This is a genomic window from Nocardioides sp., from assembly GCF_036493135.1.
GTDB lineage: Bacteria > Actinomycetota > Actinomycetes > Propionibacteriales > Nocardioidaceae > Nocardioides.
Genome location: NZ_DASXQG010000065.1, coordinates 40,288 through 65,872 on the forward strand (window position 1 = coordinate 40,288; position 25,585 = coordinate 65,872).

The 25,585-nt window shown below is 70.8% G+C and carries 29 protein-coding genes; 15 read left to right on the forward strand and 14 right to left on the reverse strand.

The window, feature by feature from the left end; translation table 11 throughout:
• Positions 1-26: 26 nt before the first annotated feature.
• Positions 27-512 (forward strand): 2-C-methyl-D-erythritol 2,4-cyclodiphosphate synthase, encoded by a 486-nt coding sequence (gene ispF, locus VGJ24_RS12285; protein WP_331500900.1) that lies wholly within the window; start codon positions 27-29, stop codon positions 510-512.
• Positions 509-1,192, forward strand: coding sequence for an IspD/TarI family cytidylyltransferase (locus VGJ24_RS12290; protein WP_331500901.1), 684 nt, complete (start codon positions 509-511; stop codon positions 1,190-1,192). Before ispF ends, VGJ24_RS12290 begins: the two co-directional genes overlap by 4 nt.
• Here the strand turns inward: VGJ24_RS12290 and VGJ24_RS12295 are convergent.
• Entirely contained in the window at positions 1,179-1,745 is a 567-nt protein-coding gene (locus VGJ24_RS12295; protein ID WP_331500903.1) for a 2-C-methyl-D-erythritol 4-phosphate cytidylyltransferase, read from the reverse strand. The two genes, VGJ24_RS12290 and VGJ24_RS12295, sit on opposite strands and share 14 nt — an antisense overlap.
• A gap of 124 nt (positions 1,746-1,869) precedes the next feature.
• Positions 1,870-2,355, reverse strand: coding sequence for a CarD family transcriptional regulator (locus tag VGJ24_RS12300; RefSeq protein WP_331500904.1), 486 nt, complete (start codon positions 2,353-2,355; stop codon positions 1,870-1,872).
• A gap of 198 nt (positions 2,356-2,553) precedes the next feature.
• Between VGJ24_RS12300 and VGJ24_RS12305 the strand changes: the two genes are divergently transcribed.
• The 3 genes from VGJ24_RS12305 to VGJ24_RS12315 all read left to right on the forward strand — a co-directional run bounded on the left by VGJ24_RS12305 (position 2,554) and on the right by VGJ24_RS12315 (position 4,689).
• Positions 2,554-3,309 carry a UbiA family prenyltransferase gene (locus tag VGJ24_RS12305; protein ID WP_331500905.1) on the forward strand — a complete coding sequence of 252 codons (756 nt, stop codon included), beginning with the start codon at positions 2,554-2,556 and terminating at the stop codon, positions 3,307-3,309.
• Between the two features lie 101 nt (positions 3,310-3,410).
• A complete protein-coding gene (locus VGJ24_RS12310) occupies positions 3,411-3,944 on the forward strand; it encodes a hypothetical protein (protein WP_331500906.1) in 534 nt (177 codons plus the stop codon).
• A gap of 1 nt (position 3,945) precedes the next feature.
• Complete coding sequence (locus tag VGJ24_RS12315; RefSeq protein ID WP_331500907.1) at positions 3,946-4,689, forward strand: phosphoglyceromutase; 744 nt, start codon at positions 3,946-3,948, stop codon at positions 4,687-4,689.
• Positions 4,690-4,703: 14 nt separating this feature from the next.
• Here VGJ24_RS12315 and phoU read toward each other — a convergent pair whose 3' ends face one another.
• Complete coding sequence (gene phoU / locus VGJ24_RS12320) at positions 4,704-5,363, reverse strand: phosphate signaling complex protein PhoU (RefSeq protein ID WP_331500908.1); 660 nt, start codon at positions 5,361-5,363, stop codon at positions 4,704-4,706.
• Between the two features lie 121 nt (positions 5,364-5,484).
• Between phoU and VGJ24_RS12325 the strand changes: the two genes are divergently transcribed.
• From VGJ24_RS12325 to VGJ24_RS12340, 4 genes are all read left to right on the forward strand, one after another.
• Positions 5,485-6,618, forward strand: a complete 1,134-nt coding sequence (locus VGJ24_RS12325) for a sensor histidine kinase (RefSeq protein WP_331500909.1) — start codon at positions 5,485-5,487, stop codon at positions 6,616-6,618.
• Positions 6,615-7,292, forward strand: a complete 678-nt coding sequence (locus VGJ24_RS12330) for a response regulator transcription factor (RefSeq protein WP_331500910.1) — start codon at positions 6,615-6,617, stop codon at positions 7,290-7,292. Before VGJ24_RS12325 ends, VGJ24_RS12330 begins: the two co-directional genes overlap by 4 nt.
• A gap of 82 nt (positions 7,293-7,374) precedes the next feature.
• On the forward strand, positions 7,375-9,510 hold the full coding sequence (locus VGJ24_RS12335; protein ID WP_331500911.1) for an MMPL family transporter: 2,136 nt from the start codon (positions 7,375-7,377) through the stop codon (positions 9,508-9,510).
• An 18-nt stretch (positions 9,511-9,528) separates the two neighbouring features.
• On the forward strand, positions 9,529-10,662 hold the full coding sequence (locus tag VGJ24_RS12340) for a glycosyltransferase (RefSeq protein ID WP_331500912.1): 1,134 nt from the start codon (positions 9,529-9,531) through the stop codon (positions 10,660-10,662).
• A 91-nt stretch (positions 10,663-10,753) separates the two neighbouring features.
• On the opposite strand, the gene VGJ24_RS12345 is transcribed toward VGJ24_RS12340, so the two are convergent.
• The 3 genes from VGJ24_RS12345 to VGJ24_RS12355 all read right to left on the reverse strand — a co-directional run bounded on the left by VGJ24_RS12345 (position 10,754) and on the right by VGJ24_RS12355 (position 13,035).
• Positions 10,754-11,503 carry a DUF4386 domain-containing protein gene (locus tag VGJ24_RS12345; RefSeq protein ID WP_331500913.1) on the reverse strand — a complete coding sequence of 250 codons (750 nt, stop codon included), beginning with the start codon at positions 11,501-11,503 and terminating at the stop codon, positions 10,754-10,756.
• Between the two features lies 1 nt (position 11,504).
• Positions 11,505-11,789: a hypothetical protein gene (locus tag VGJ24_RS12350; protein ID WP_331500914.1), complete on the reverse strand. Its 285-nt coding sequence runs from the start codon at positions 11,787-11,789 to the stop codon at positions 11,505-11,507.
• Between the two features lie 556 nt (positions 11,790-12,345).
• Positions 12,346-13,035 (reverse strand): TetR/AcrR family transcriptional regulator, encoded by a 690-nt coding sequence (locus VGJ24_RS12355; protein WP_331500915.1) that lies wholly within the window; start codon positions 13,033-13,035, stop codon positions 12,346-12,348.
• A 124-nt stretch (positions 13,036-13,159) separates the two neighbouring features.
• On the opposite strand from VGJ24_RS12355, the gene VGJ24_RS12360 reads away from it, so the two are divergent.
• Positions 13,160-14,164 carry an NAD(P)-dependent alcohol dehydrogenase gene (locus VGJ24_RS12360; protein WP_331500916.1) on the forward strand — a complete coding sequence of 335 codons (1,005 nt, stop codon included), beginning with the start codon at positions 13,160-13,162 and terminating at the stop codon, positions 14,162-14,164.
• Between the two features lie 41 nt (positions 14,165-14,205).
• On the opposite strand, the gene VGJ24_RS12365 is transcribed toward VGJ24_RS12360, so the two are convergent.
• Genes VGJ24_RS12365 through VGJ24_RS12375 form a run of 3 tightly spaced genes read right to left on the reverse strand, consistent with a single transcriptional unit; the run spans position 14,206 to position 17,095 of the window.
• On the reverse strand, positions 14,206-14,796 hold the full coding sequence (locus tag VGJ24_RS12365) for a lactate utilization protein C (protein WP_331500917.1): 591 nt from the start codon (positions 14,794-14,796) through the stop codon (positions 14,206-14,208).
• Positions 14,793-16,289: a LutB/LldF family L-lactate oxidation iron-sulfur protein gene (locus VGJ24_RS12370; protein ID WP_331500918.1), complete on the reverse strand. Its 1,497-nt coding sequence runs from the start codon at positions 16,287-16,289 to the stop codon at positions 14,793-14,795. The genes VGJ24_RS12365 and VGJ24_RS12370 overlap by 4 nt, the downstream gene beginning before the upstream one ends.
• Positions 16,286-17,095: a (Fe-S)-binding protein gene (locus tag VGJ24_RS12375; RefSeq protein ID WP_414691064.1), complete on the reverse strand. Its 810-nt coding sequence runs from the start codon at positions 17,093-17,095 to the stop codon at positions 16,286-16,288. Before VGJ24_RS12375 ends, VGJ24_RS12370 begins: the two co-directional genes overlap by 4 nt.
• Before the next feature lie 15 nt (positions 17,096-17,110).
• Here VGJ24_RS12375 and VGJ24_RS12380 point away from each other — a divergent pair, with 15 nt between their 5' ends.
• Entirely contained in the window at positions 17,111-18,010 is a 900-nt protein-coding gene (locus VGJ24_RS12380) for a DMT family transporter (RefSeq protein WP_331500919.1), read from the forward strand.
• Between the two features lie 36 nt (positions 18,011-18,046).
• Positions 18,047-18,397, forward strand: coding sequence for a DUF1304 domain-containing protein (locus VGJ24_RS12385; protein ID WP_331500921.1), 351 nt, complete (start codon positions 18,047-18,049; stop codon positions 18,395-18,397).
• On the opposite strand, the gene VGJ24_RS12390 is transcribed toward VGJ24_RS12385, so the two are convergent.
• The 4 genes from VGJ24_RS12390 to VGJ24_RS12405 all read right to left on the reverse strand — a co-directional run bounded on the left by VGJ24_RS12390 (position 18,390) and on the right by VGJ24_RS12405 (position 21,796).
• Positions 18,390-19,064, reverse strand: coding sequence for a GNAT family protein (locus tag VGJ24_RS12390; RefSeq protein WP_331500922.1), 675 nt, complete (start codon positions 19,062-19,064; stop codon positions 18,390-18,392). The two genes, VGJ24_RS12385 and VGJ24_RS12390, sit on opposite strands and share 8 nt — an antisense overlap.
• 277 nt (positions 19,065-19,341) lie before the next feature.
• Positions 19,342-19,851, reverse strand: coding sequence for a YbjN domain-containing protein (locus VGJ24_RS12395; protein ID WP_331500923.1), 510 nt, complete (start codon positions 19,849-19,851; stop codon positions 19,342-19,344).
• A gap of 184 nt (positions 19,852-20,035) precedes the next feature.
• Entirely contained in the window at positions 20,036-21,307 is a 1,272-nt protein-coding gene (mshA, locus tag VGJ24_RS12400) for a D-inositol-3-phosphate glycosyltransferase (RefSeq protein WP_414691065.1), read from the reverse strand.
• Positions 21,308-21,406: 99 nt separating this feature from the next.
• The gene (locus tag VGJ24_RS12405) at positions 21,407-21,796 is read right to left on the reverse strand and encodes a hypothetical protein (RefSeq protein WP_331500924.1); all 390 of its coding nucleotides are present in this window, start codon (positions 21,794-21,796) and stop codon (positions 21,407-21,409) included.
• A gap of 62 nt (positions 21,797-21,858) precedes the next feature.
• Between VGJ24_RS12405 and VGJ24_RS12410 the strand changes: the two genes are divergently transcribed.
• Both VGJ24_RS12410 and VGJ24_RS12415 read left to right on the forward strand, forming a co-directional pair.
• On the forward strand, positions 21,859-22,611 hold the full coding sequence (locus tag VGJ24_RS12410; protein WP_331500925.1) for an SDR family NAD(P)-dependent oxidoreductase: 753 nt from the start codon (positions 21,859-21,861) through the stop codon (positions 22,609-22,611).
• 74 nt (positions 22,612-22,685) lie between these two features.
• Positions 22,686-23,378 (forward strand): aspartate/glutamate racemase family protein, encoded by a 693-nt coding sequence (locus tag VGJ24_RS12415; protein ID WP_331500926.1) that lies wholly within the window; start codon positions 22,686-22,688, stop codon positions 23,376-23,378.
• Positions 23,379-23,381: 3 nt separating this feature from the next.
• Here VGJ24_RS12415 and VGJ24_RS12420 read toward each other — a convergent pair whose 3' ends face one another.
• Complete coding sequence (locus VGJ24_RS12420) at positions 23,382-24,713, reverse strand: M4 family metallopeptidase (RefSeq protein ID WP_331500927.1); 1,332 nt, start codon at positions 24,711-24,713, stop codon at positions 23,382-23,384.
• A 125-nt stretch (positions 24,714-24,838) separates the two neighbouring features.
• Between VGJ24_RS12420 and VGJ24_RS12425 the strand changes: the two genes are divergently transcribed.
• Positions 24,839-25,573, forward strand: coding sequence for a hypothetical protein (locus tag VGJ24_RS12425; protein WP_331500928.1), 735 nt, complete (start codon positions 24,839-24,841; stop codon positions 25,571-25,573).
• Positions 25,574-25,585 lie beyond the last annotated feature (12 nt).

Here is a 25,585-nt window from a genome sequence, read left to right on the forward strand (position 1 = left end):
GATTGTTGCTCGGGCATGATCAGCCCGTGGCTGGAAGTTCTTACGGAGTGCGAACGGGCGTGGGTACGGACGTCCATCGCCTCGCGGACGGCGTACCGATGCAGCTCGCCGGTCTGGCCTGGCCCGACGAGCCGCAGGGGCTGGAGGGTCACTCCGACGGGGACGTGTGCGCCCACGCGATGTGCGACGCGCTGCTGTCCGCGACGGGCCTCGGCGACCTCGGCAGCAACTTCGGCACCGCGGAGCCGGAGTGGGCGGGCGCCTCGGGTGTCGCGCTCCTCGCCGAGACCGCCGCGCGAGTACGCCGCGCCGGGTACGAGGTGGGGAACATCGCGGTCCAGGTCGTCGGCAACCGTCCCCGTCTCGGGCCGCGCCGCGACGAGGCCACGGCCGTGCTGTCCGAGGCCGTCGGCGCCCCGGTCTCCGTGTCGGCCACCACCACCGACGGCCTCGGCCTGACCGGTCGGGGCGAGGGGATCGCCGCCATCGCGACCGCCCTCGTCCACCGATGAGGGCCGCCGTCGTCGTCCTCGCGGCCGGCGCCGGCACCCGAGTGGGGGCCGAGGTCAACAAGGTCCTGCTGCCACTGGCCGGGATCCCGGTCGTCGCGCGTTCAGTGCGCACCGCATGCGAGGTCCCGGGCGTCGCGCGGGTCGTGCTGGTGGTCCGCGACGGCGAGCAGGACGCCGTACGCGCAGCGGTGGAGCCACATCTCGACCCCGAGCATCCCGAGGTCGCCATGGTCACCGGGGGCGAGACCCGGCATCTCTCGGAGTGGGCCGCACTGTCCCTCCTCGCCCCGGCGATCGAGGCGGGCGACGTCGACGTCGTCGCGATGCACGACGCCGCCCGACCACTGGCGAGCGCGGCGCTCTACGAAGCCGTCCTGAGCACCGCCGAGCGAGTCGGCGGCGCCATCCCGGTCGCGCGGCTCGATGACCTGGTCGCCGCCGACGGCTCCGACCTGCCCGCGGTGCTGGTCGGGGTGCAGACCCCACAGGCGTTCCGCGCGGGCGATCTGCTCGCCGCCCACCGCGCGGCAGCGGCCGCCGGGTTCGAGGCCACCGACACGGCCGGGATCCTCGCGGCGTACGCCGACCTGACCGTCGCCGCCGTCGACTCCACCGAGCGGAACCTCAAGCTCACGGTCACAGAGGACGTCGCGCTCGCCGAGGCGCTCATCTCCGGGTGAGAGCCTCGAGCACCGCCAGGTCCTCGGGCGTCCGGACGCGGCGTGCGGCCGCGGGCGCCGTCACCAGCGCCACGTCGTGCCGGCGCCGCAGGCCGGCCAGCGCGGCCCGGAAGTTCGTCGACGGCCAGTCGTCCAGCTCGGCGACCACGTCGGCCGGTACCACCAGCGGTGAGGCCAGCCGCCGCAGGCCGTCGCGGTCGTGAGTGTCGCCGACCATCGGCACGTCCGGCCCGTCGACGAGCTCCTTGACCGTGTCGGTGACCGCGAGCACGCCGGCCACGGCCACGCCGTCGGCGACCGCTCGTCGTACACAGGCGGCGAGGAAGTCCGGTGGCGTCATCGGGCACAGCGCGTCGTGCCACACCAGCGGCATGGCCGCCTCGCGTACGGCGTCCCAGGGCGTCGTCAGGTCGAGCAGGTGGACGCCCGTCTCGCCCATCGCCCATGCCGCGCAGGCCACCAGCGGCTCCCCGTGGAGCAGGGCGAACGGCAGTGACCCGCGGCCGCGCTCGACGACCACGCCGTAGGCCACCGGATCGGACTCGTCGTACATGGCGCGGATGCTACGGGCCGGGCTACGCATCAGCACGGCAAGGCGAAGGCCCCGTCCGCCGGAGCGGAACGGGGCCTTCGTCAATCGGCTCTCAAACCGAAATCAAACCGAAATCAAACCGAAATCAAGAAGCAAGAACCTCGTCGAGAATCGCCTCGGCCTTGTCCTCGTTGGTGTTCTCCGCCAGTGCCAGCTCGGAAACCAGGATCTGGCGAGCCTTCGCCAGCATCCGCTTCTCGCCGGCCGACAGACCGCGGTCACGCTCGCGGCGCCACAGGTCGCGGACGACCTCCGACACCTTCATCACGTCTCCGCTGTGCAGCTTCTCGAGATTCGCCTTGTAGCGGCGCGACCAGTTGGTCGGCTCCTCGACGTGCGCGGCACGCAGGATGTCGAAGACGCGGTCGAGACCGTCCTTGTCGACCACGTCGCGTACGCCGACGAGGTCGAGATTGCAGGCCGGCACGCGGACTACGAGATCCTGTTGGGCCACGATCCGGAGTACGAGGTACTCCTTGTCCTCCCCCTTGATCTTCCGCGTCTCGATGTCCTCGATGACTGCGGCCCCGTGATTGGGATACACAACCGTTTCGCCCACGGTGAAAGACATATTGCTCAGTACCACCCTTCTTAGGTGACCATTCTAACACGGGCACGAAGGTGCTCCCGTTGCGTCTTCGCAGGTCAGACGCGGTTTGCGGGCTTGACAGATCGGTCGTCTATGTGCCTGGCCCGAGCGGCATGTGCCCGGGCGTGTCCACCCGGTCACCAGCCCTGATCCCGGGCCGGATGGCCGATACTGCGGGACATGCCGGCGCCCTCCACTCCGCAGCGCGCCTCGAGCCCGCGCGAGCGCCGCTTCAAGCGGCTGACACCGGTCCTGCTGGTGCGCGCCGCACACCCTCGGCAGGCGGTGCTCACCGCCCTCGGACTCGCGATCGCGGCCGCCGTCTCCGGCCGGGCCCCGCGCGAGGTCGGACTGGTCGCGGTCACGGTGCTGGTGGGTCAGGCGCTCCTGGGCTGGGACAACGACCTCGTCGACGAGAAGGCCGATCGGGCGGACCAGCGCGACACGAAGCCGCTGGTGTCCGGCGCGCTCGAGCGAGGCACGCTCGGCTTCTGGCTCGCCTGCGCGGTCCTTCTCGTCGTCCCGTTGGCACTCTCGAGCGGCATCAACGCGGGCCTGTCGTACCTGCTCTCCCTAGTGGTCGGCGTGCTCGGAAACCGCCTGCTGCGGACCGGTCGGTGGTCGTGGCTCCCCTGGGCGATCGCGTTCGCGCTGTACCCGGCGTACCTCTCGTACGGCGGGTGGGGCGGCGGCGCTGACGGCAACCCACCCACGATCGCGATGACCGTCGCCGCCGGCCTCCTGGGGATCGGGGTCCACGTCCTCACCTCGCTGCGGGGGCTGGTCGACGACAACCGCGCCGGCCGGCGGCACGTTCCGCTGCGCCTCGCGCTGCGGGTCGGCGCTCCCCGACTGCTGGTGCTCACCGGCCTCTACTGCGCCCTCGTGATCGGGGCGATGCTGGTGGTCGGCAGCACGGTCGGGTTGTCCCGGTAGCACCCGATCGGAGCGCGGAGTGCTGGCAGACAGTGCTCCTCGACGGAAGTCGTTCGAGGGGGCCCGAAGAGGTTCCGTCGACGAGCACTAAGGTGTCGCCCGTGAACCTGCGACGCCCCCTCGCGCTCGGAGCAGTCGGCCTCGCCGCCATGATCGCCCTGTCCGCCTGCGGCTTCGATTACCCGACCGACCGCATCAACAACATCACGGCCGGAGTCGACTACCGCGACGGGACCGTCGACATCCTGAACGCCGCGGTGGTCGCGAAGGAGGCCAACTCCGGCACCTTCATCGCGACGTTCGTCAACGGCAGCCCGACCAAGGCGATCAGCCTGCAGTCCGCGTCGGGCGACAACACCGCCATCACCCACGTCGACGCAACGCCGTTCACCCTGCAGCCGAACACCCTGCTCAACCTCGCGGGCGACAAGGGCATGCCGGTGAGCGGGACGTTCGCCCTCGGGCAGTTCGTCACCATCTCGTTCCAGTTCGACGACGGCGAGACCGCGAGCCTCAGCGTCCCGGTCGTCGCCGACGACGGGCAGTGGGCCGGGCTCGACATCTCGACGCCGTCCCCCAGCACGTCGCCGTCCACCGACGCGACCTCGTCCCCGAGCGCGTCGTCAACGAGCTGAGATGACCTCCACGCTGGTCCTGCTCCGGCACGGCGAGAGCACCTGGAACGCCGAGAACCTCTTCACCGGCTGGGTCGACGTCGCGCTGTCTGACAAGGGTCGGGCCGAGGCGCAGCGCGGCGGCGAGCAGCTGCGCGACGCGGGGATCCTCCCCGACGTCGTCCACACCTCGCTGCTGCGCCGCGCGATCAGCACCGCCGTGATCGGGCTCGACGTGGTCGACCGGCACTGGATCCCGGTGCGCCGAAGCTGGCGTCTCAACGAGCGCCACTACGGTGCCCTCCAGGGCAAGAACAAGAAGCAGACCCTGGACGAGTACGGCGAGGAGCAGTTCATGCTCTGGCGCCGCTCGTACGACGTACCGCCGCCGCCGATCGACGACGACGACGAGTTCTCCCAGGCCCACGACGTGCGGTATGCCGACCTCGGAGCCGAGCTGCCCCGAGCCGAGTGCCTGAAAGATGTGATCGGCCGGCTCCTGCCCTACTGGGACGGCCCGCTCACCGACGACCTGCGGGTCGGGCACCTCGTGCTCGTGGCGGCGCACGGCAACAGCCTGCGGGCGATCGTCAAGCACCTCGACGACATCAGCGACGACGACATCGCGGGGCTCAACATCCCCACCGGGATGCCGCTGGTCTACGAGCTCGACGACCAGCTCAGGCCGACCGAGAAGGGCGGGCGCTACCTCGACCCCGATGCGGCCGCCGAGGCCGCCGCCGCGGTCGCCCAGCAGGGTCGGTAGGGGCCCGCTCGCGCCTACGCGGACTCGGTCGCCACCGGGAACTGCCCGGTCACCACGAAGATCACCCGGTTGGCGACCGACACGGCGTGGTCGGCGATCCGCTCGTAGTAGCGGCCCAGGAGGGCGATGTCGACGGCCGACTCGACGCCGTACTGCCAGTCGTCGCCGAGCAGCTGCGTGAAGCTGCCGCGGCGGAGCTGGTCCATCTCCTCGTCGTCGCGACCGATCTCGATGGCGGCGTCGACGTCCCGGTCGGTGATCACCGCCGCGACGCGGCGGACCATGTCCTCCGCGACCTCGCCCATCCGGGCGATCGTGGGCTGCGCCTCGTCGGGTACGGCGACCTCGGGCACGCGCAGCCGCGCGATCTTGGCGACGTGGACCGAGAGATCGCCCATCCGCTCGAGCTCGGTGACCATCCGCAGGGCGGACACCACGACCCGTAGGTCGCCGGCCACCGGCTGCTGGAGGGAGAGCAGCGAGAATGCCGTGTCCTCGACTCGCTCACGGGCCACGTCGATCTTGGCGTCGGCAGCGATGACCTGCTCGGCCACCTCGGCATCGCCGTCGAGAAGGGCCTGAGTGGCGTGGCGGACCGACGTCTCGACCTCGTGGCAGATCTCGGCCAGGTCGGAGAAGATCGAGTCCAGCTGCTCCTGGAACGCTTCGCGCATGGGCTGCACGGTAGGTGTCCAAGGTGTCCGGACGGGGTCGGCCGGTGAACGAGCCGTGAACACTCCGTGAGCACGCCGTCCGTGAGCGAACGACAGGTGTCGTGATGCGTACCATCTGTGTGTGAGCCCCACGACGCAGGCGTTCCTCGCCGCGCTCATCGGGGCCGTCGTCGCCGGTGGCGCGGTTCTCGCGTGGCACGTGAGCGAGCGTCAGCAGGACACAGGTACGCCGCAGGACGAGCCCGCCCTGCCCACCGGCATCGCCACCGTGCTGTCGGTCCTGCGTAGCAGCGCTCTGGTCGTGAACGACGACGACGAGGTGGTGAAGGCCTCCGCCCCCGCACTCGCCTTCGGGATCGTGCGCGGCCATCGTCTGATGTCCGCGGAGCTCTCCGACCTGGTCCAGCAGGTACGCCGCGACGGCCAGATCCGCGAGACGGAGCTGACGATGCCGCGGCCGAGCGGTCCGCCCCGGACGGTCACCGCGCGCGTGGCGCCGCTGAGCTCGCGGCTGGTCCTGGCGCTGGTCGAGGACCGCACCCGCGAGCGCCGGGTCGAGGCGGTGCGCCGAGACTTCGTCGCGAACGTCTCCCACGAGCTGAAGACTCCCGTCGGGGCGATCAAGCTCCTCGCGGAAGCGGTGGCCGACGCCTCCGGGGACCCGGAGGCGGTCGAGCGGTTCGCCCGGCGGATGCTCACCGAGAGCGACCGGCTGTCCCGGATGGTCCAGCAGATCATCGAGCTCTCGCGCCTGCAGGGCGACGAGCCGCTCGAGACCCCGGCCGTGGTGGACATCGACGACGTGATCAAGCGGTCGGTGGACATCACGGTGATGGACGCCACCAACCGGCACATCTCGGTCGTCACCGGTGGTACGCCGGGGCTCACCGTGTTCGGCAACGAGGAGCAGGTCGCGGCGGCCATCACCAACCTCGTCGCCAACGCCGTCGCCTACTCGGGCGAAGACTCGACCGTGCTCGTCTCGACCAAGCCGAACGAGGACATGGTCGACATCTCGGTGGTCGACCAGGGCATCGGCATCCCGAACGACGAGCTGGACCGGATCTTCGAGCGCTTCTACCGCATCGACCCCGCCCGGCACAGATCCACGGGTGGTACCGGACTCGGCCTGTCGATCGTCAAGCACGTCGCCGCCACTCACGGCGGCGACGTACGTGTGTGGTCCCTGGAGGGACAGGGCTCGACCTTCACGCTCTCCCTCCCCCGAACCCAGCAAGAGGAGTTCACGTCATGACCCGAGTCCTGGTCGTCGAGGACGAGGAGAGCTACGCCGACGCGCTCTCGTACATGCTCCGCAAGGAGGGGTACGACGTGTCGCTGGCCGCCACCGGGCCCGACGCGCTCACGGAGTTCGACCGCAACGGCGCGGACATCGTGCTGCTCGACCTGATGCTGCCCGGCCTTCCAGGCACCGAGGTCTGCCGCCAGATCCGAGCCGTCTCCAACGTCCCGGTGATCATGGTCAGCGCCAAGGACGACGAGGTCGACAAGATCGTCGGGCTCGAGCTCGGCGCGGACGACTACGTCACGAAGCCCTACTCGCCCCGCGAGCTGGTCGCCCGGATCCGGGCCGTGCTCCGCCGCGGAATCGAGCCCGACCTCGCCCCGTCGACGCTCGAGGCCGGCTCGGTGCGGATGGACGTCGAGCGCCACGTCGTCACCGTCGACGGAGAGCCGCAACGCCTTCCGCTCAAGGAGTTCGAGCTGCTCGAGCTCTTCTTGCGCAACCCGGGCCGGGTGCTGACGCGCGGGCAGCTGATCGACCGCGTCTGGGGCTCCGACTACGTCGGTGACACCAAGACCCTCGACGTACACGTGAAACGACTGCGCGCCAAGCTCGAGCGCGATCCGTCCCACCCCACGATGCTCGTCACCGTGCGCGGGCTGGGGTACAAGCTCGACCTGTAGCCGGTCAGAGGACCCTGCCGAAAGTCCCTGTTGCGCTCTGCTCCGACCCCGCTAGCGTTCCCGAGATCGCAAGGGGGAAACGATGCGTCGTTGGGGAGAACTGGTCCTGCGACACCGCCGGATCGTGATGCTCGTCTGGTTGGTCGTCGCGGTGGCGGGCATCGCGGTGACCGGCAAGGTCAACGACCGGCTGACGGTCGACTTCTCGCTGCCCGGCCAGCCGGGTGACAAGGCGGCGAACCAGATCATCGCGGCGTTCCATAACGGCGGGAACACCTCCCCTCTCATCGCCACGGTGACCTTGCCGAACGGCGAGACGCTCACCGGGCACGAGGACGAGGTGGCGAAGGCCTTCGCGTCGCTCGGCGACGCCGACGTCCCGCTCCGCGTCGTGGACGAGGCGAGCACCGGCGACAAGGCCTTCCGTACCTCGGACGACCGGACGGCGTACGCGATGGTGTTCTACCCGTTCCCGCAGAGCTTCGCCGACGAGGTGCCCACCAAGCTCGTGGAGACGACCGTGCGGACCGCCGCGCCCGCCGGCGCCACGGTCGGGGTCACCGGCATGGACGCGCTTGCGGTCGGAGACGACTCCGGAGGCAACGGCGTCCTCACCGAGACGATGCTGGGAGCCATCGGCGCGCTGATCGTGCTGCTGTTCGTCTTCGCGTCCGCTTTGGCGTTCATGCCGCTCCTGATCGCCGCGGTCTCGATCCTGACGACGTTCCTGCTGCTCCTGCCGCTGACCTACCTGACCGACGTGTCGTTCATCGTCCAGTTCCTGGTCGCGCTGGTCGGGCTCGGGGTCGCCATCGACTACTCCCTGCTCTTCGTCACCCGATGGCGCGAGGAACGCGATCACGGCAAGGAGAACCACGAGGCCGTCCTGGCGGCCATGGAGACGGCGGGCCATGCCGTGCTCTTCAGCGGGATCACCGTCGCGATCGGTCTGCTCGCGCTCGTGGTGCTGCCGGTGCCGTTCATGCGCAGCATCGGGATGGGTGGCGCGCTCATCCCGGTCGCCAGCGTGCTGGTCACGCTGACGCTGACGCCCGCGATCCTCGGCGGCATCGGACCGCGCGTGGACTGGCCGAAGATCCGGCACGAGAACAAGCCGAGCCGCGGCTGGACGGCGTGGGCGCGGCTGATCGTGCGTCGGCGGTGGACCGCCCTGCTCTGCGCGCTGGCCGTGCTGGCGGTGCTGTTCGCGTCGTTCCTCGGCATCAAGATCGGGTCGGCCGACTCGGCGTCGCTGGCCCACAGCGGAGCGGCGTACGACACCTTCCAGACGCTGAAGAAGGGTGGCGTGACGACCGGCGTCCTCACCCCCATGGAGGTCCTCACCGAGACCGGCAAGGCCCAGTCGGTCGCCGACACCCTGGGCCGTGTCGACGGGGTGACGAGAGTCGTCGTCCCGACCGGACCCGGTTCCTCGGTGGACGGGCAGACGGTCGTCCTGGTCTTCCCCGACGAGGAGACGGTCAACTCCCAGAGCGTGCAGGTCGTCCGCGACGTGACTGCGCTGGCGGACCAGACGGACGGAGTCATCGGCGTGACCGGCCTGGGCAACGCGCAGGTCGACTTCCTGCATGCGGTCTACGGCAACTTCCCGTTGATGCTGCTGATCATCGCCGGCCTGACCTACATCCTGCTGGCGCGGGCCTTCCGATCGCTGTTGCTCCCGCTCAAGGCGGTGGTCCTCAACCTGATCTCCCTGGCCGCCGTGTACGGGCTGATGGTGCTCTTCTGGCAGGAGGGCTACGGCTCGGATGCGATCTTCGGCATCGCCGCGACCGGCGCCGTGACGTTCTGGATCCCGTTGATGGTCTTCGCGTTCCTGTTCGGGCTGTCGATGGACTACGAGGTGTTCATCCTGGCCCGGATCCGCGAGGAGTACGACGCGGGCGCGTCGACCGACGAAGCGGTGATCCAGGGCATCGGGCGCACCGGCCGGCTGGTCACCAGCGCGGCTCTGATCCTGTTCCTCGCCTTCGCGGCCCTGGCCTCGGGGCCGGGGACCGATCTGAAGGTGCTGGCCACCGGACTCGGGTTCGGCATCCTGCTCGACGCCACGATCGTCCGATCGGTGCTGGTGCCGTCGCTGGTGTCGTTGTTCGGCCGGTGGAACTGGATGCTCCCGGACTCCGTCGCCCGCCTGCTGCGGGTGGCGCCCTCCCACCCACATCCCGAACGAGAACCCGCTCCGGTCGGCGACTGAGGGCTGTCGAGTACGACGGTGAGGATCCTCTTCAGCTCCTGGCCCGGTTACGGGCACCTGTTGCCGATGGTGCCGCTCGTGCGGGCGGCCGAGCGCGCCGGCCACGAGGCGCTGGTCTCCTCGGGCAGCGACCTCACGGCGGCGACCGGACGACTCGGTCTCCCCTTCCGGTCGAGCGGTCTCACCGCCGCCGAGGGGTACGCCGGCGTCCCCGACATCGGCCGCTCCATCGACGCCCTGCCCGACGAGGAGAAGATCTCCTTCGCCGCGAAGCACCTGTTCGGGCCCGGCGCCCTCGCCCGGGCACGCGACCTCGGCGAGCTCCTCGACGAGTGGCGGCCGGACCTCGTCGTGCACGACACCTTCGAGCTGGGAGGCCCCTCCGCGGCCGAGGAACGCGGCGTCCGGCACGCGACCCACGGCTACGGGCCCCTCCTCGCGGAGAACGACGCGATGGTGCGGGCGGTGGCGACCGTCGTGGCCGACGCGGGCCGGGCTGATCCGCGTGGCGTGTTCGACGCGCCGTACCTCGACCTCACTCCACCGGGGCTCCGTCGAGAGGAGCAGGTGCCATGGGCCGACCTCCGGCCGCTACGACCCTCTGCCGGCGAGGCCGACCCGGATCCCGCTCTGGACGCGGCCCTCGACGCGCTGCCGCGTGCCCGGACCGTCTACCTCACTCTCGGCACGGTGATGAACCAGGCGCCGCACGTGTTCCGGGCGGCGCTCGAGGCGTGCGCGACGCTCGGCGTGAACGTCGTGCTCACGACGGGGCCCGACACGGACCCGGCGTCGGTCGCCGGCACGGCCACGTGGGTGCTCGCACGCTCGTACGTTCCCCAGGCCGTGGTCCTCCCGCGCTGCGATGCGGTTGTCTCGCACGCCGGGGCCGGCACCATGCTGGGCGCCCTGTGCCACGGGGTGCCCCAGCTGTGTCTCCCGCTCGGCACCGACCAGCCGCTCAACGCAGCCGCCCTGGTGTCGACCGGGGCCGGGCTGATGCTGCTCCCCGACCAGATCTCCGCCGCCGCGGTGGCCGACGCCGTCCGCCGCCTGCTCGAGGATCCGTCGTACGCCGCAGCCGCCCGCCGGCTCCGGGACGAGATCGACGCCATGCCGTCTGCCGAAGAGGTGCTCGCGTCGCTGGCGTGAGGCTCGGCCCACGACGAGCCGCAGGGGGAGCGAGGTACGGCCGAAGGCGGTCCCGCTGATGCGGGACCACCTCGGTCGGTGGGCGAGCCGGTCACGCCTGTTGGTGCGCCTCGACGACCGTGGGCAGGACAGGGGAGGGCGTGAATCCCTTGAAGGTCATCCACACGCCGACCGAGAACTCCCACGCGGCGATCGGCAGGGTCAGGAGGAACGCGGTCGACGAGACCTGGTCGATGCCGCCGAACAAGGTCGCGAGGAAGGCGGCGAAGAGCAGCGGCGCGCCGATCAGGCCGACGGTCGGGATGATCCGGGGCACCAGCCGGGCTCGGTAGAGAAGCGTGCCGAGCAGGACGGCGTTGAAGACGGGCATCAGGCCGGGGCCGAACAGGAAGGTCCAGTTGCGGACGTCGACCAGGGCGTTGGCAGTGACCGTCAGCGACGCGGCGTCGCCGCCGGTGAAGTCCTGGCGCATCGTGACGACCGCGAGCAGGCTGACCACGCCGATCATGATCACGGCCGCCTCCATCAGGCGAGAGGTGACGAAGCCCAGGGCCATCGACCCGTTCTGTCGCTTCACGACCGGGTACAGCGCGACGGCACTGCCGACAGCGGTGAGCGCGTTCACGCCGTCGAGGAGGCAGCCCCACAGCACCCGCGTGTCCGAGCCGGCGCTGGTGACGTAGTTGGCGTTGTCGAGGATCGGCCCGATCAGGATGAGCGCGGGGATCGAGGACGCGAAGGTGAGCAGGTAGAAGATGCCCGCGGCCCGAGCGTGGTTCCGCATCCGATCGGTGGGCGCGGCGGAGTGCGCCGTCGTCGCGGTTGGTGCGGTGATGGTCATGTCAGTCTCCTGAGGTCGAGGTGTCGGTCTTGCGGGGTGAGCGCTTCTTGTCGTCGTTCTCGACCTGGATGACCGAGACCAGAATCAGACCGACGTCGCGAAGCTGGTGCAGCAGGCCGTGCAGAGCGGCCTGGTCGACGACGGGACCCGTGAGCAGGGTGAAGCCGTCGCCGGTGGTGAGGGTCATCCCGTCGAAGCGGGTGGCCCATCGGGGGTCGAGGCGCCCCTGGAGGCGGATCTCGTACCAGCCGGTCCCGTCCGGGGAGCTGGTGGATGTGGTGCTCATGGCCGCAACGTAGGAGCCGATGTGGTGAGCGCGCCTCACATCGTGTGGTGAACGGGCTGGTGAACCTCGACGGTCAGCGGTGGTCGGCGCGCGAGAGCAGATCGAGCGCCGTCGTACGCGTCGAGGAGATGGCGGGGGTACGGCCACGAGGCGTGCTCCCGCTGAGGGCTTCGAGCAGCGTGGCCAGCGGGGCGCCATCCGGCTGAGTCCCACGAGCATGTCCGGCGTACCCCGCATCACGGTGTCCGGCTCGCGAGCCGCGAGCTCCAGCGCGTCCTCGAAGGTACGTCGGGCGTCACCGAGACGCCCCTGCGTGATCCGGAGGTCGGCGAGCGTGATCGAGCAACCGAGCACGTCCGAGAAGTGCCCGGCCCGGCGTAGCCCGTCGACGGCGGCCGAGTAGCGCTGGTGCGCGGCCTCCAGGTCTCCAGTCGCCCAGGGGGACGTAGAGCTTGGTGCGTACCAACGGGCTCGGCATGTCCGCTCCTCCGCTCGCCGCCGCTGGCGTCGTTCCCGACGGTTCCCGACAGCAGAGCACCATCTCGCGGTGAGGCCCCTAGGAACGTCGTGCGCCTTCTCGGTCGGAGAACCGCTGCGCGAGCGCGTCCAGGATCAGGCCCAGCCCGAACTCGAACTCGTCGCCGAAGTCGTAGCCGGGCTGCAGATAGTGGTCCTGCGCCATCTCGACCATGTGGGAGTACTGGCCCGATGACATCAGCTCCATGATCGGCTCGGCGACCTCCCCGACACTGTCCGGCCCCTCGAAGGGCAGTGCTGCCTCCTGGACCGCGAACCCGTACACGAAGGCGTCCAGCAGTGCATAGGCGTGAGCGGTCAGCTCCGGCGAGAAGCCCGCCGTACGCAGCGTTCCGAGGATGGCATCGTGGTGCGCCAGCGTCGCCGGCCCGGGCGACGTGCGTGACTCCAGCAGGGAGATCGCCCAGGGATGGCGGCGTAGCACCTGCCGGGCCGAGCGGGCACGGCCGGCCAGCTCGGACCGCCATTCGCCACCGACCGCGGGCAGGTCGATCTCGCTGAAGACGATGTCGACGATGCCGTCGAGGATCTCGTCCTTGTTCGCGACGTGGTGGTAGACGGACATCGGCTTGACCCCGAGGGCCTGGGCGAGCGACCGGATCGTCAAGGACGCCAGGCCTCCGGCGTCCGCGACCGCGACCGCCTGCCGCAGCACGCCGTCCCGGCTCAGCCGACCACGTTGCCTCTGCTCGCTGGCTTCCACACTCATGGCGCTCCTGGCTCCCTTGCCGGTCCGTACTTAGTATGGTAGCGTCCCTTACTAAGTACGAAAGCCGTCAGGCACTCCCGGGCCCGACCTCACGGCCCCACCCATCACAAGGAGCGCCAGCGCCATGTCCACGAGCACCCCGACAACCACCGACACGATGAGGGCGGTCGTGCACGACACGTACGGCTCCGCGGACGTGCTCCGTCTCGCGACCATCCCGCGACCCCGGATCGGCGACGACCAGGTGCTGGTGCGGGTGCACGCGGCCGGCCTCGATCGAGGCACGTGGCACCTGATGGCCGGCCGCCCGTATGCCATCCGACTCGGGTTCGGACTGCGAAAGCCGAAGAACCCGGTGCCCGGGCGCGACGTCGCCGGCACGGTCGAGGCGATCGGGTCGGCCGTCACCGGGCACGCCGTGGGCGACGAGGTGTTCGGCGTCGGCGAGGGTTCCTTCGCCGAGTACGCCGTGGCCCGTGCGGACAAGCTCGCGCCCAAGCCGGCCCAGCTCAGCTTCGAGCAGGCCGCGGTCGTGCCCATCTCTGCACTCACCGCTCTGCAGGCCCTGCGCGACGGCGGCCGGCTCCGGCGCGGGCAGAAGGTGCTGGTGATCGGGGCGTCCGGAGGAGTCGGCAGCTACGCCGTACAGATGGCGAAGGCGTTCGGCGCCGAGGTCACGGGCGTGGCCAGCGCCGCCAAGCTCGACCTGGTCCGATCGCTCGGCGCCGACCACGTCATCGACTACACGCGCGACGACTTCGCCGCCGACGGCGAGCACCGCTACGACCTGATCCTCGACATCGCCGGCAACCCCACGCTTTCTCGACTCCGACGAGCGCTGACACCGACCGGGACGGCGCTCATGGTCGGCGGCGAGGACGGCGGACGCCTGACCGGCGGGATGGACCGGCAGCTGCGCGGCATGGCGTTGTCGCTGTTCGGCGGTCGACGCTTCCGCGGCTTCCTGAACAAGGAGCGCGGCAGCGTCCTGGAGCAGGTCGCCGAGCTGATCGTGAGCGGTGCGGTCACCCCGAGCCTCGATCGCAGCTACCCGCTCGACCAGGCTCCGGAGGCCATGCGCGCCCTCGAGAAGGGCCAGGTCCGCGGCAAGGTCGCCATCACGCCCTGACGGACCCACGACTCGCGCGGTCCGCCTTGCGCCGGCCGCCCTCAGCCCACCACGATCACGTGCAGGCGCCGGGGGCCGTGGACTCCCTCGACCCGGTCGAGCTCGATGTCGCTGGTCGCGCTGGGGCCGCTGATCCAGGTCAGCGGGCGGGACGCGTCGAGGACGTCGAACGCGTCGGGGACGTCCGCGACGACCTGGCCCGCGTCGACGATGCAGACATGGTGGTCGGGGACCAGCGTGATCGCGCGACGGCCCTGCCCCGGGCCGTGGTCGAGCACGATCGTGCCGGTCTCGGCGATCCCGAGCCGGGCGCGGGTGACGACGACATCGAGGGCATCGAGGGCGCCGGCGGAGAGACCGTCGTCCGGCACGGCCCCGGGGACCTCGAGGTCGAGGTCGGCCGGCACGACGACCCGCGCCGCCTCGGGCAGTCCAGCGCGGAGACGGGCGGGGAGATCGGTGGCGGAGCAGCGCTCCACCGCCGCCCGGTAGTCCGCGACCCGCTCGCAGAACAGCGCCACGATGTCGACGGACGGGTCGGCGGTACGCCGCGACACGGCCGCCGTGGGTACGTCGGGGGCGTCGGCCAGTGCCGATCGCACCCGACCCAGGATCTCGTCCCGGGCGCTCATCGGTGGGTCCGTCTCCACCAGGCGCGGAACGACTCCCGCGGCGGCGCCGGGATGTCGCGGGCGGACGTCCACGCGGCGCCCGGACCCGGGAGGCGGCCGACGGCGCGGCGCCCGCCGGGGAGCGACGTACGACCGAGACGGCTCCAGACCCGGCCGACCAGCCCGGAGGCCCGCTCGGCACGCGCCAGACGCCGCGCGTCGCCGAACATCCACGCGGCCGACCGCATCGCGGCCGCCTCCATCTTCGGCCGGGCCTTGGGCGGCCGCTGGGCGCGGTGGGCGTCGACGACCTGGGCCCGCAGGTCGACCAGCACCGACGGGATGTCGATCTTGACCGGGCAGACGTCGTAGCAGGCACCGCACAGGGTCGAGGCGTAGGGCAGCGAGTCGATCTGGGCGTCGTCGCCGACGCCGTGCAGTAGCGGGTTGAGGATCGCGCCGATCGGACCGGGATAGACCGATCCGTACGCGTGTCCGCCGACCCGCTCGTAGACCGGACAGACATTGAGGCAGGCCGAGCACCGGATGCAGCGCAGCGCCTGACGTCCGACCCGGTCGGCGAGCGCGCGGGTCCGGCCGTTGTCGAGGAGGACGACGTGCATCTCCTGTGGGCCGTCGCCGGGCGTGACGCCGTGCCACATCGACGTGTACGGATTCATCCGCTCACCCGTCGACGAGCGCGGCAGCAGCCGCAGGAAGACGTCGAGGTCGGCCCAGGTCGGCACCACCTTCTCGATGCCGACGACAGAGACCAGCACCTCGGGCAGGGTCAGGCACATCCGGCCGTTGCCCTCGGACTCGACGACGACGAGCGTGCCGGTCTCGGCCACCGCGAAGTTGGCGCCGGAGACGCCGAGCCTCGCTCGCAGGAACTTCTCGCGCAGGTGCAGCCGGGCAGCATTGGCGAGCTCGCCCGGGTCGTCGGTCAGGTCGTCCGGCGCGGGTCGCCCGGACGCCGCCATCCGGGTCCTGAAGATCTCTCGGATCTCGGCGCGGTTGCGGTGGATCGCCGGCACCAGGATGTGTGACGGAAGGTCGTCGCCGAGCTGGACGATCAGCTCGGCCAGGTCGGTCTCCCAGGCGGCGACGCCCTCGGCGGCCAACGCCTCGTTGAGCCCGATCTCCTGGGTGACCATCGACTTCACCTTGACGACCTCGTCGGCGTCGTGCGCCTTCGCGACGTCCGCGACGATGCGGCACGCCTCGGCGGCGTCGCGTGCCCAGTGCACGACCGCCCCACGGGCGGTCAGCGACTCCTCGAGCCGGGTGAGGTGTACGTCGAGCCGCAGCAGGGCGGCATCCTTGAGGTCGGCTCCGGCCTGACGGAGCTCCTCCCACTCGGGCACCTCACCGACGACCTTGGCACGCTTGTCGCGGATCGTGTGGGTCGCGTGAGCCAGGTTGTGCCGCAGCTGGGTGTCGGCGAGAGCCTCGCGCGCCGCGACGGGGAACGTCGGCATCCCGACGAAGGTCGCCGTCGTGGGGGCGCTCATGCCGCACCTTCGGTCGAGGCCAGGATCTCGGCCAGGTGCATCACGCGGACGCCGGACCGCTGCCGCGACAGCACTCCGCCGACGTGCATCAGGCAGGAGTTGTCGCCCGCCACGAGCACCTCGGCGTCGGTCTCGCGCACGTGGCGCGCCTTGTCGGCGCCCATCGCGACCGAGACGTCGGCGTTCTTCATCGCGAACGTGCCACCGAAGCCGCAGCACTCCTCGGCGCCCGGCAGGTCGACCAGGGTGAGTCCGCGGACGGCCTCGAGCAGCCGGCGCGGCCGCTCCCCCACTCCGAGCAGCCGGAGCGAGTGGCAGGTCGGGTGGTAGGTCACGCGGTGCGGGAAGTACGCACCCACATCGGTCACGCCGAGCACGTCGACGAGGAACTCGCTCAGCTCGTGGACCTTCGGCCCGAGCTCGCTGACCGCGTCCACCAGGCCGGCATCCCCCGCACGCTCCGCCACCAGCCGGTGCTGGTGCCGCGCCGATCCGGCGCACGACCCGGACGGCGTCACCACCGCGTCGTACCCCTCGAACGCCGAGACGAACGTGCGTACGACGGGCACCGCCTCGTCGAGGTAGCCGGTGTTGACCATCGGCTGTCCGCAGCACGTCTGCGCCTGTGGGAACTCGACGTCGACACCGAGCCGGGTCAGCAGGTCGACGACCGCACGGCCGGTGTCGGGGAACATCGCGTCGTTCACACACGTGACCATCAGTGCGACGCGCATGCCACCCATCATGCCGCCGATGCTGGCCGCCAGCGCCAGGTCCGATACCCGCGCGTGACTGTCGGTGGTCATGCCTAGGCTGGCCGGGTGCCGCTGTCCGACCGTCCCTGGCTGCCCCTGGCGGCCGTCGCCACGACCCTCCTGCTCTGGGCCTCAGCCTTCGTCGCCATCCGCCATCTCGGCCAGGACTTCTCGGCCGGGGCGCTGTCGCTCGGCCGGCTCGTGGTCGGCTCGCTCGCGCTCGGCGCCGTGGCCGTCTCACGGGGGTTGCCGAAGCCCAGCGGGCGTGACTGGCTGGGGCTGGTCGCGATCGGCGTGCTGTGGTTCGGCGTCTACAACCTGGCCCTCAACCAGGGCGAGCACCACGTCGACGCCGGCACGTCCGCGATGCTGATCCAGATCTCCCCGGTGCTGATCGCGGTGCTCGCGACGCTGTTCCTCGGAGAGCGGTTCACGAGGTGGCTCGGCCTCGGGCTCGTCCTCGCCTTCGCCGGCGTGGTGCTGATCGGCGTCTCCCAGCCTGGCGGACACAACGACATCGTGGGGGTGCTGCTCTGCCTGCTCGCGGCGCTGGTCTACTCGATCGCCCTGGTCGTGCAGAAGCCGCTGGTCGCCCGCCTCTCGGCGATCCACGTCACGTGGCTCGCGTGCACGGTCGGCGCGGTCGTCTGCCTGCCGTTCGCCGGTCAGCTCGTCGACAACACGCGCGACGCGTCCGCGTCGGACATCTGGTGGGTGGTCTACCTCGGGCTCTTCCCGACGGCGATCGCCTTCACGACGTACGCCTTCGCGCTGCGGCACATGACCGCGAGCAGCCTGGGCATCACGACGTACCTCGTCCCGCCACTGACGATCGTGATGGGCTGGCTGTTCCTCGGCGAGACACCTCCGGGGGTGGCGTACGTCGGAGGCGCGCTGGCCCTGGTCGGCGTCGCGGTCTCGCGGCGCAAGCCACGGGCGCGGAACGTCGTGCCTCAGCCCGCCTGACCCGCGACCCGACCTGGGTCCTGCCATGCTGCGTGCGTGAGCGTCGTCGCCGGTGTGCTGATCGGCCTGGTGGCCGCGCTGCACCTGTACTTCCTGGTCCTCGAGATGTTCCTCTGGACCACCCCGACCGGTCGACGGGTCTTCGGCCTCGACGCCGACTTCGCCGAGCAATCGCGTGTGCTGGCCGCCAACCAGGGGCTCTACAACGGCTTCCTGGCCGCGGGACTCGTCTGGGGACTCGTGTCCGGGCGGACCGACGTCCGGGTGTTCTTCCTCGTCTGCGTGATCGTCGCCGGCGTGTACGGCGCGGCCACCGTCAACCGGCGGATCCTCGTCGTGCAGGCGGTGCCCGCAGCGGTCGCTCTCGTCGCGGTCGCGCTCAGCTGACCTCTGGGCTGACTTCTGGGCTGACTTCTGGGCCGATTCCGCCTCCGATCCCGAACCACGGCAGGCACGGCTCCACGCCGGACACCTCCGCCGTACCGCCGCCCTCGCGCCAGGCCTCGCGGGTCAGCCGGACGTGCTGGAGCTCGAACGGGCCGCTCGGGGTGTTGGTCCGGCTCAGCCCGTTGTCGACGTAGCCCATGCGGTAGGAGACGGCCAGCGACGCCGCGTTGTCGGTGCGCGCCGACGACACCGCGATCTCCGCACCGAGGTGCTCGAAGGCCAGCGTCAGCACGCCCGCGCGCATCAGGTTGGCCAGGCCGCGGCCGCGCACATCCGTCGCCAGCCAGGAGAACGAGTCAACGGTCCTCAGCAACGGGAAGTGCTCCCCCTCGAGCGCCTGCAGCCCGACGACACGACCCTCCACCTCCACGGCCAGGTCGAGGCACCACGCGTCGGGCGACCACGTGCCGCGATGCTTCCAGACCTCGGCGACCAGCTGACGACGCCGGTCGACGTCGGGAGGCAGGTTGGCGAACGTCTCGTTGGCCGGGTCCATCTCGAGGTCATCGGGCAACGCCTCGAGCAACGCCGGGAGATCGGCGTCGCTGAGGCCGCGCAGGACCACCTCGGCACTGGTGATGCGCAGGTCGTAGAAGGGCCAGGTCACCGGGTCAGGCTAGGACCGGTCGGCCCCAGGGGTCGCGCCGAATTCGGCCGGGGCAGCGGTTCGAGAACTGTCGCAACGGCGCGATCGCGTGGTTATGGCAGCCATCCAGCCCCCACGGACGTCACAACAGCGCGATCGCACGGTTACGACAGCCATCCAGCCCCCCCACGGATGTCACAACAGCGCGATCGCACGGTTACGACAGCCATTTAGCCCCCACGGATGTCACAACGGCGCGATCGCGCGGTTACGACAGCACTGCCCCGGCCCGACGCCGTCAGCCGGAGGACCCCGGGTCGGGCTCGGTTCCCGCCTCGAGCCACCCCCGGAAGGCCTCGAGGTTGCGGGTCGACTCACCGCGGAGGTTGCGCCACTCCCACTCCTTGCGGATCGAGGAGGCGAAGCCGAGCTCGAGGATCGTGTTGAAGCTCCCGTCGGCGTGGGTGAGCACCGAGCCGAGCACCCGGTCGATCTCCTCGGGCGTGACCAGCACCAGCGGCAGCCGCGCGTCGAGGTAGATGTCGCCCATGTGGTCCACGGCGTACGACACGGCGTACGTCTTGAGGTTGCGTTCGAGCAGCCAGCGGTAGACGCGCTCGTGGTTCTCGTCGGGGTTGCGACAGACGAAGGCGTGAACGGCGAGCGCGTGAGAGCCGATGTCCACGCGGACCGGCGTCTGGAGCTTGCGCTCGCCCGGGAGACCGAAGCTGAACGAGCCGTCCCGCTCCTCGAACTCCAGGTCGTTCTCGGTCAGGTAGTCACGGAGTACCTGGGCCGGGTCGTCCATGGGTACGACCCTGCCACGTGTGTCCAGTGCCGTGCGTCAGAGGTTCTTGTGCGCTTCGCGCACACATGGCCCCCACCTCGCTGCGTTGCCGTCGCTCGCGAGCAGAATGGGTGGCTTCGCTCCGACGCCTCGCGATGCACGCACCTTGTTCACGCCAACCGTTCAACAACTCCAACGCGCGACACTAGACCAGTTCCCGCAGGGAGGCGCGGGCCCGCTCGTAGACCTCGAGCGTCCGCTCGGCGGTGTCCTCCCAGGAGAACGCACCCGCCCGGACTCGTGCGCCGGCAGCGAGCCGGGCCCGCAGTCCGTCGTCGAGCAGGACCCGCCCGATCGAGTGCGCCCAGTCGTCGGGCTCGTGGGTGTCGAGCAGCAGACCGCTCACACCGTCGGCGACAACGGTGGTCAGGCCACCGACCGCGGCCGCGACGACGGGGGTACCGGCGGCCTGCGCCTCGGCGGCGACCAGGCCGAACGACTCGTTGTACGACGGCACGGCGACCAGCGACGCGGCCGCGTCCCAGAGCGCCAGCTCGGCCGGGGCGACCGGTGGCACGAAGCGGACGACGTCGTCGACCTTCAGCTCGGCGGCCAGGTCGGCGAGCGCCTCCGGGTGCTCGATCCCGGTGCCCGACGGGCCGCCGACGATCGGTACGACGAGCCGCGAGCGCAGGCCCGGCTGCTGCTCGAGCAGTCGCGCGACTGCTCGGAGCAGCACATCGGGGCCCTTGAGCGGCTGGAGCCGGCCGGCGAACAGCACCACCAGGGCATCGTGGGGAACGCCCAGGTGCTCGCGCGCGGCATGGGTGTCGCGCGGGCGGAAGACCTGGAGATCGACGCCGGGGTGGACGACCTCGACCCGGCCGGGGTCGGCGTCGTACAGGTTGACCAGCTGCTTGGCCTCGAGATCGGTGCTCGCGATCAGCATGTCCGCGGCTTCGACGACCTGCTCCTCGCCGATGATGCGGGCGACCGGTTCGGGTGCGTCACCGGTGGCGATCGCCTCGTTCTTGACCTTGGCCATCGTGTGCATCGTGTGCACGAGCGGGACGCGCCAACGGTCGCGCGCGAGCGCGCCGACCTGGCCGGAGAGCCAGTAGTGGGAGTGCACCACGTCGTAGTGGCCGAGCGGCAGCCCCGCCTCCGCGCGGAGCACCTCGCGGGCGAACGTGCACAGCTGGGCCGGGAGCTCGCCCTTGGTCAGTCCCTCGAACGGGCCGGCGTGGATGTTGTGCACCGCGATCCCGCCGCCGGCCTCGGCGATCGGGGCGAGTCGTGAGGACGTGGCACGGGTGAAGATGTCGACCTCGATGCCGGCCGCGGCGAGGCGCCTGGACAGCTCGAGGACGTAGACGTTCAGGCCTCCGGCGTCACCGGTGCCGGGTTGGTCGAACGGCGACGTGTGCACACTGATCATCGCCACGCGGCGGACGGCGTCGGCCTCGGTGACCTCCACGACGTACTCCTCTCGGGCCGCAACACGCGCCCGAACCGCCCCAACCGTGGGAATCGGCCGTCCATTCCCGGACGGTTCTCGAAAGCACCCGCTCGCGGCTCAGAGAGTCGCCCGAGGTACGCCGCGGCCGTGGTGCCCCAGCCGGACCCCGGAGACCAGACCGACGACCGCGCCGAACACGGCATCGACCAGCTCGGGGTCGGACAGGGATCCGTGCACGACGCCGAACACACCCCACACGAGCGTCGGCAGCGCGAGCGCCACGAACACCCGGAGAGCGAGCACGTCGCTGCGCACGAGCAGGAGCCCGAGCCCGAACAGGGCCACGGTGAGCAGGATCGCTCCGGCCCAGAGCACGGTCGTCTCGAGCGCCCCACCGTCGGGGAGGAAGAAGGCGAACACCCACGAGATACCCCCGGTCAGACCCGCGATCGGAGCGGTTCTGCGGGGGTCGAGAGCGGTCCCGGAGGCTTCGACATGGCGTCCCATGGGGGCGACAGTCTGCCACCCGTGTGGCGACGCGACCACCGGGGCCAGGCAGAATCGGCCGGGTGACCAGCCAGGCAACCCGTCGCAGCGCGGTCGTCACCGGCGCCAGCAGCGGCATCGGGGCCGCCACCGCCCGAGCGCTCGCGGAGGCGGGGTACGCCGTGTGGTGCGCGGCTCGGCGCAGCGACCGGATCGAGGCGCTCGCGGCCGAGATCGGTGGCACGGCCGTCACCTGCGACGTGACCTCGCCGGAGTCGGTCGCCGAGCTGGCCGCTGCCGTCGGCGACAGCCTGAACGTGCTGGTCAACAACGCCGGTGGCGCCTTCGGTCTCGAGCCGGTCGCCGAGGCCGACCCCGAGGAGTGGCGTCGGATGTTCGACGTGAACGTGCTCGGTCTGCTGCACGTCACCCAGGCACTGTTGCCGGCCCTGAGGGCCGGCGGCGACGGGCTGATCGTGAACGTGGGCTCCACGGCCGGCCGGATCGCCTACGAGGGCGGCGCCGGCTACACCGCCGCCAAGCACGGCACCCAGGTGGTCACCGAGACCCTGCGACTCGAGCTGGTCGGAGAGCCGATCCGGATCAGCGAGATCGCCCCGGGGATGGTGCGCACGGACGAGTTCGCGTTGGTCCGGTTCGAGGGCGACCGGTCGCGGGCCGACGCGGTGTACGCCGGCGTCGCCGAGCCGCTGGTGGCCGAGGACGTCGCCGACGCGATCGCCTGGATCGCCACCCGGCCCTCGCACGTGAACATCGACGAGCTGGTGATCAAGCCCCGCGCACAGGCCGCGCAGCACAAGGTCCACCGCGAGTGAGCGGTACGCCGTACGCCGTCTGACCCGTGGGACCCGGGTGTCGTGTCGAGCTCCGGCCAGCAAGACTGCAGAGCATGCAGACGATCGGGCTGGTCGGCGGGATGAGCTGGGAGAGCACCGCGGTCTACTACCGCGACCTCAACGTCGGCGTTCAGGACCGGCTCGGCGGGCTGTCGTCACCCAAGCTGGTGCTCAGCACGGTGGACTTCGCCGAGCTGACCGCGCTCGAGGACGCCGATCGCTGGCCGCAGATCGGTGACCTGCTCACCGACGCCGCGCGCGGTGTCGCGCAGGGCGGCGCGGACTTCCTGCTCCTGTGCACGACCACGTTCCACAAGGTGGCCGACCAGGTCGAGGCCGCCGTCGACATCCCGCTGCTGCACCTCGGGGACGTGGTCGCCGAGGAGGTGCGGTCTCAGGGAGTGACTCGGGTGGGGTTCATCGGCACCACGGTCGCGATGTCGGACGGCTTCTTCGCCGACCGGCTCGGTCGGCACGGGCTCGAGACCGTGATGCCCGACCCGCGCCATCACGAGTTGCTCAACAGTGCGATCTACGACGAGCTGGTGCATGGCCGGGTCGTCGATGCGACACGTCGCCGCGTGCTCGGTGTGCTCGAGGAGCTGTGGGACGTCGGCGTGGGCGGCGTGCTGCTGGGCTGTACCGAGCTGGAGCTCCTGATCAAGCAGGCCGACGCCGACCTCCCCGTCTACCCGTGCACGACGTTGCACGTGAACGCCGCCCTCGATCGCGCCCTGGCGCCATGACTCTCAGCCGTCTCCGCGCAGCAGCAGGTCGGCGAGGGCACGCTGGTCGTTGCTGAGCCGCTGCTGCGGGACCGTGACCGCCCGCCCACCCACCTCGAAGGTGTAGCTGAACGCATCTGGGAACATCTCGGCATCGACCTCAGCCGACAGCTCGAGCCGGTCCACGAGCACACGGGCAGAAGCCGCCCGCTTGTCGTCGGCGGAGAGGTCGACCGACCCCTCGAGCGTGCGGCCCGCGATCCCACCGGTACGCCGGACCCGTACGACGTTGGGCGCGGCCGGCGTAGCACCCGACAAGCCGCTACCGGCTCCGCTCGGGTCGACGCCCACGGTGCCCCACGCCTGGCGGACGGCGTCGGCGTGGTCGCCGGCGACCTCGACCGTGGCGGCCGCGAAGCCGGCGAAGTCGGTGTCGGCGGTGACCTGCCCGCCGGTGAGCGCGGCGTACCAGACCTGCCCGGCGCCCTCCCAGGTGTCGCCGCCGATCGCGGTCGCGGCGAGGTAGAAGGCGCGGTTGGGGATTCCGGAGTTGGTATGGACGCCGCCGTTGTCGTCGGTGGTGTCGACGTAGTCGGACATGTCGCCGACCTGGGGGTCCTTGCCCAGCGTCGGGTCGTCGTACGCCGTGCCAGGGTGGGCCATGTCGCGGAGCGCCCTGGCGTTGACGCCCGGCAGAAAGATGCCCTGGCCGACCAGCCAGTCGGCCTGGTCGGCGGTCTGGCCGAGCAGCCGTTGCTTGAGGCACATCGCGAAGCAGTCGGAGACCGACTCGTTGAGCGCGCCCGGCTGGTCCTGGTAGGTCAGTGCCGCCGTGAACTGGGTGACCGCGTGGGTGAACTCGTGGCCCAGCACGTCGACCGGCTTCGTGAAGCTGCCGAAGATCTTGCCGTCGCCGTCACCGAAGATCAGCTGCTGGCCGTTCCAGAACGCGTTGTCGTAGTCCTGCTCGTAGTGCACGGTGAGCACCACCTGCGCACCGTTGCCGTCGTACGACGAGCGCTCGAAGACCTCGCTGTACATCGCCAGCGTCGCGGTGACGCCGTCGGCCGCCTCGTCGGCCGAGGTGTCGCCGGAGGCCGGATCGCCCGCTGAGCGCACGACCGCGCCCGGCAGCGTCGAGCCGTTGTCCGCCGTGTGGACCACCCACGCGGCACCGCCGGCGGTGACCTGCGTCGACCGGGGCGGAGCCCCGGACGACGTGGGGCCGACGCGGCCCTCCCGCAGCTCATGGTCGCGCGCAAGGGTGGCCCGGCAGTGCTCGGCCGCGTCGTGGGACGACGCCGCGATCCGCTCGAGGAGGAACGGCGGGACGAAGCTGCAGGATCCGAGACTCATACCCCCGTTGTACGCCGCGCCGCCGACTCGCCGCCAGGGGCGGGCGCCTTGCGACCGGCCGCGTCGCTTGAACTGGCGGCGCCACCGCTGTCACGTTGAGACCACTGTCGGCGGAGGGAAGAGACATGCGGATCACCCGGTCGAACGTGGTCGCCACCGTGAGCGCTGCCGCGCTGCTGGTGGTGGGCTTCGACTACACGACGTACGCCGTCACCGGCGACAGCCTGCTGCTGGGTCGCACCAACCACGCGGACGGTGTGACAACGCTGGCGCGCCACGGCAGCGGGGCCGCGTTGTCGCTGCAGTCGTCGGGCCACAAGGCGCCGTCGTTGCGGGTCAGCTCGTCAGCCCGCGTCCCGCGGTTGAACGCCGACCTCCTGGACGGAAGGCACGCAGCGCAGCTGTCAACCCGCGCGGTCAGCTACAAGGCGGGCGCGCGCGGCGACGTGGTCAACGGCTTCGGGACCTGGCGTGTTGACGTGGCGCCGGGCGCCTACCAGGTGAGCTTCAAGGCGTTCCTCGTCCCGAACTCGGTCACGCCCGGGTCCACCGTCGGCGTGATCTGCGGGGTGGCCGACCTGAAAACGTTGGGGCCCAACACGAGGGTGTACACCGCCGACTCCGCGACGTACAGCGGCAACGGGTTCCCGACCCTGATGTCGGGAGCCGACACGGTCCGCATCCGCAAGGACGCCGACCCCGGCATCGTGTGCACCACCTCCACGGGCGTCGACTTCACGCTGTTCAAGCCGATCACGGCATCCTTCACCCGGGTGGACCGCCGTGCCGTCAAGACAGCAACGCCGGCGCCCGTCCAAAAGGTCCGGCCGGGCCGCCTCTTCGCCCAGCTCCACCGCTGAGGTACGTCGCCT

Coding starts and splice junctions, on each gene's coding strand:
- VGJ24_RS12290 (WP_331500901.1), top strand. CDS start 509: ATGAGGGCCGCCGTCGTCGTCCTCGCGGCCGGCGCCGGCACCCGAGTG.
- VGJ24_RS12295 (WP_331500903.1), bottom strand. CDS start 1,745: ATGTACGACGAGTCCGATCCGGTGGCCTACGGCGTGGTCGTCGAGCGC.
- VGJ24_RS12300 (WP_331500904.1), bottom strand. CDS start 2,355: ATGTCTTTCACCGTGGGCGAAACGGTTGTGTATCCCAATCACGGGGCC.
- VGJ24_RS12305 (WP_331500905.1), top strand. CDS start 2,554: ATGCCGGCGCCCTCCACTCCGCAGCGCGCCTCGAGCCCGCGCGAGCGC.
- VGJ24_RS12315 (WP_331500907.1), top strand. CDS start 3,946: ATGACCTCCACGCTGGTCCTGCTCCGGCACGGCGAGAGCACCTGGAAC.
- phoU (WP_331500908.1), bottom strand. CDS start 5,363: ATGCGCGAAGCGTTCCAGGAGCAGCTGGACTCGATCTTCTCCGACCTG.
- VGJ24_RS12330 (WP_331500910.1), top strand. CDS start 6,615: ATGACCCGAGTCCTGGTCGTCGAGGACGAGGAGAGCTACGCCGACGCG.
- VGJ24_RS12335 (WP_331500911.1), top strand. CDS start 7,375: ATGCGTCGTTGGGGAGAACTGGTCCTGCGACACCGCCGGATCGTGATG.
- VGJ24_RS12345 (WP_331500913.1), bottom strand. CDS start 11,503: ATGACCATCACCGCACCAACCGCGACGACGGCGCACTCCGCCGCGCCC.
- VGJ24_RS12350 (WP_331500914.1), bottom strand. CDS start 11,789: ATGAGCACCACATCCACCAGCTCCCCGGACGGGACCGGCTGGTACGAG.
- VGJ24_RS12355 (WP_331500915.1), bottom strand. CDS start 13,035: ATGAGTGTGGAAGCCAGCGAGCAGAGGCAACGTGGTCGGCTGAGCCGG.
- VGJ24_RS12360 (WP_331500916.1), top strand. CDS start 13,160: ATGTCCACGAGCACCCCGACAACCACCGACACGATGAGGGCGGTCGTG.
- VGJ24_RS12365 (WP_331500917.1), bottom strand. CDS start 14,796: ATGAGCGCCCGGGACGAGATCCTGGGTCGGGTGCGATCGGCACTGGCC.
- VGJ24_RS12370 (WP_331500918.1), bottom strand. CDS start 16,289: ATGAGCGCCCCCACGACGGCGACCTTCGTCGGGATGCCGACGTTCCCC.
- VGJ24_RS12375 (WP_414691064.1), bottom strand. CDS start 17,095: ATGACCACCGACAGTCACGCGCGGGTATCGGACCTGGCGCTGGCGGCC.
- VGJ24_RS12395 (WP_331500923.1), bottom strand. CDS start 19,851: ATGGACGACCCGGCCCAGGTACTCCGTGACTACCTGACCGAGAACGAC.
- VGJ24_RS12405 (WP_331500924.1), bottom strand. CDS start 21,796: ATGGGACGCCATGTCGAAGCCTCCGGGACCGCTCTCGACCCCCGCAGA.
- VGJ24_RS12415 (WP_331500926.1), top strand. CDS start 22,686: ATGCAGACGATCGGGCTGGTCGGCGGGATGAGCTGGGAGAGCACCGCG.
- VGJ24_RS12420 (WP_331500927.1), bottom strand. CDS start 24,713: ATGAGTCTCGGATCCTGCAGCTTCGTCCCGCCGTTCCTCCTCGAGCGG.
- VGJ24_RS12425 (WP_331500928.1), top strand. CDS start 24,839: ATGCGGATCACCCGGTCGAACGTGGTCGCCACCGTGAGCGCTGCCGCG.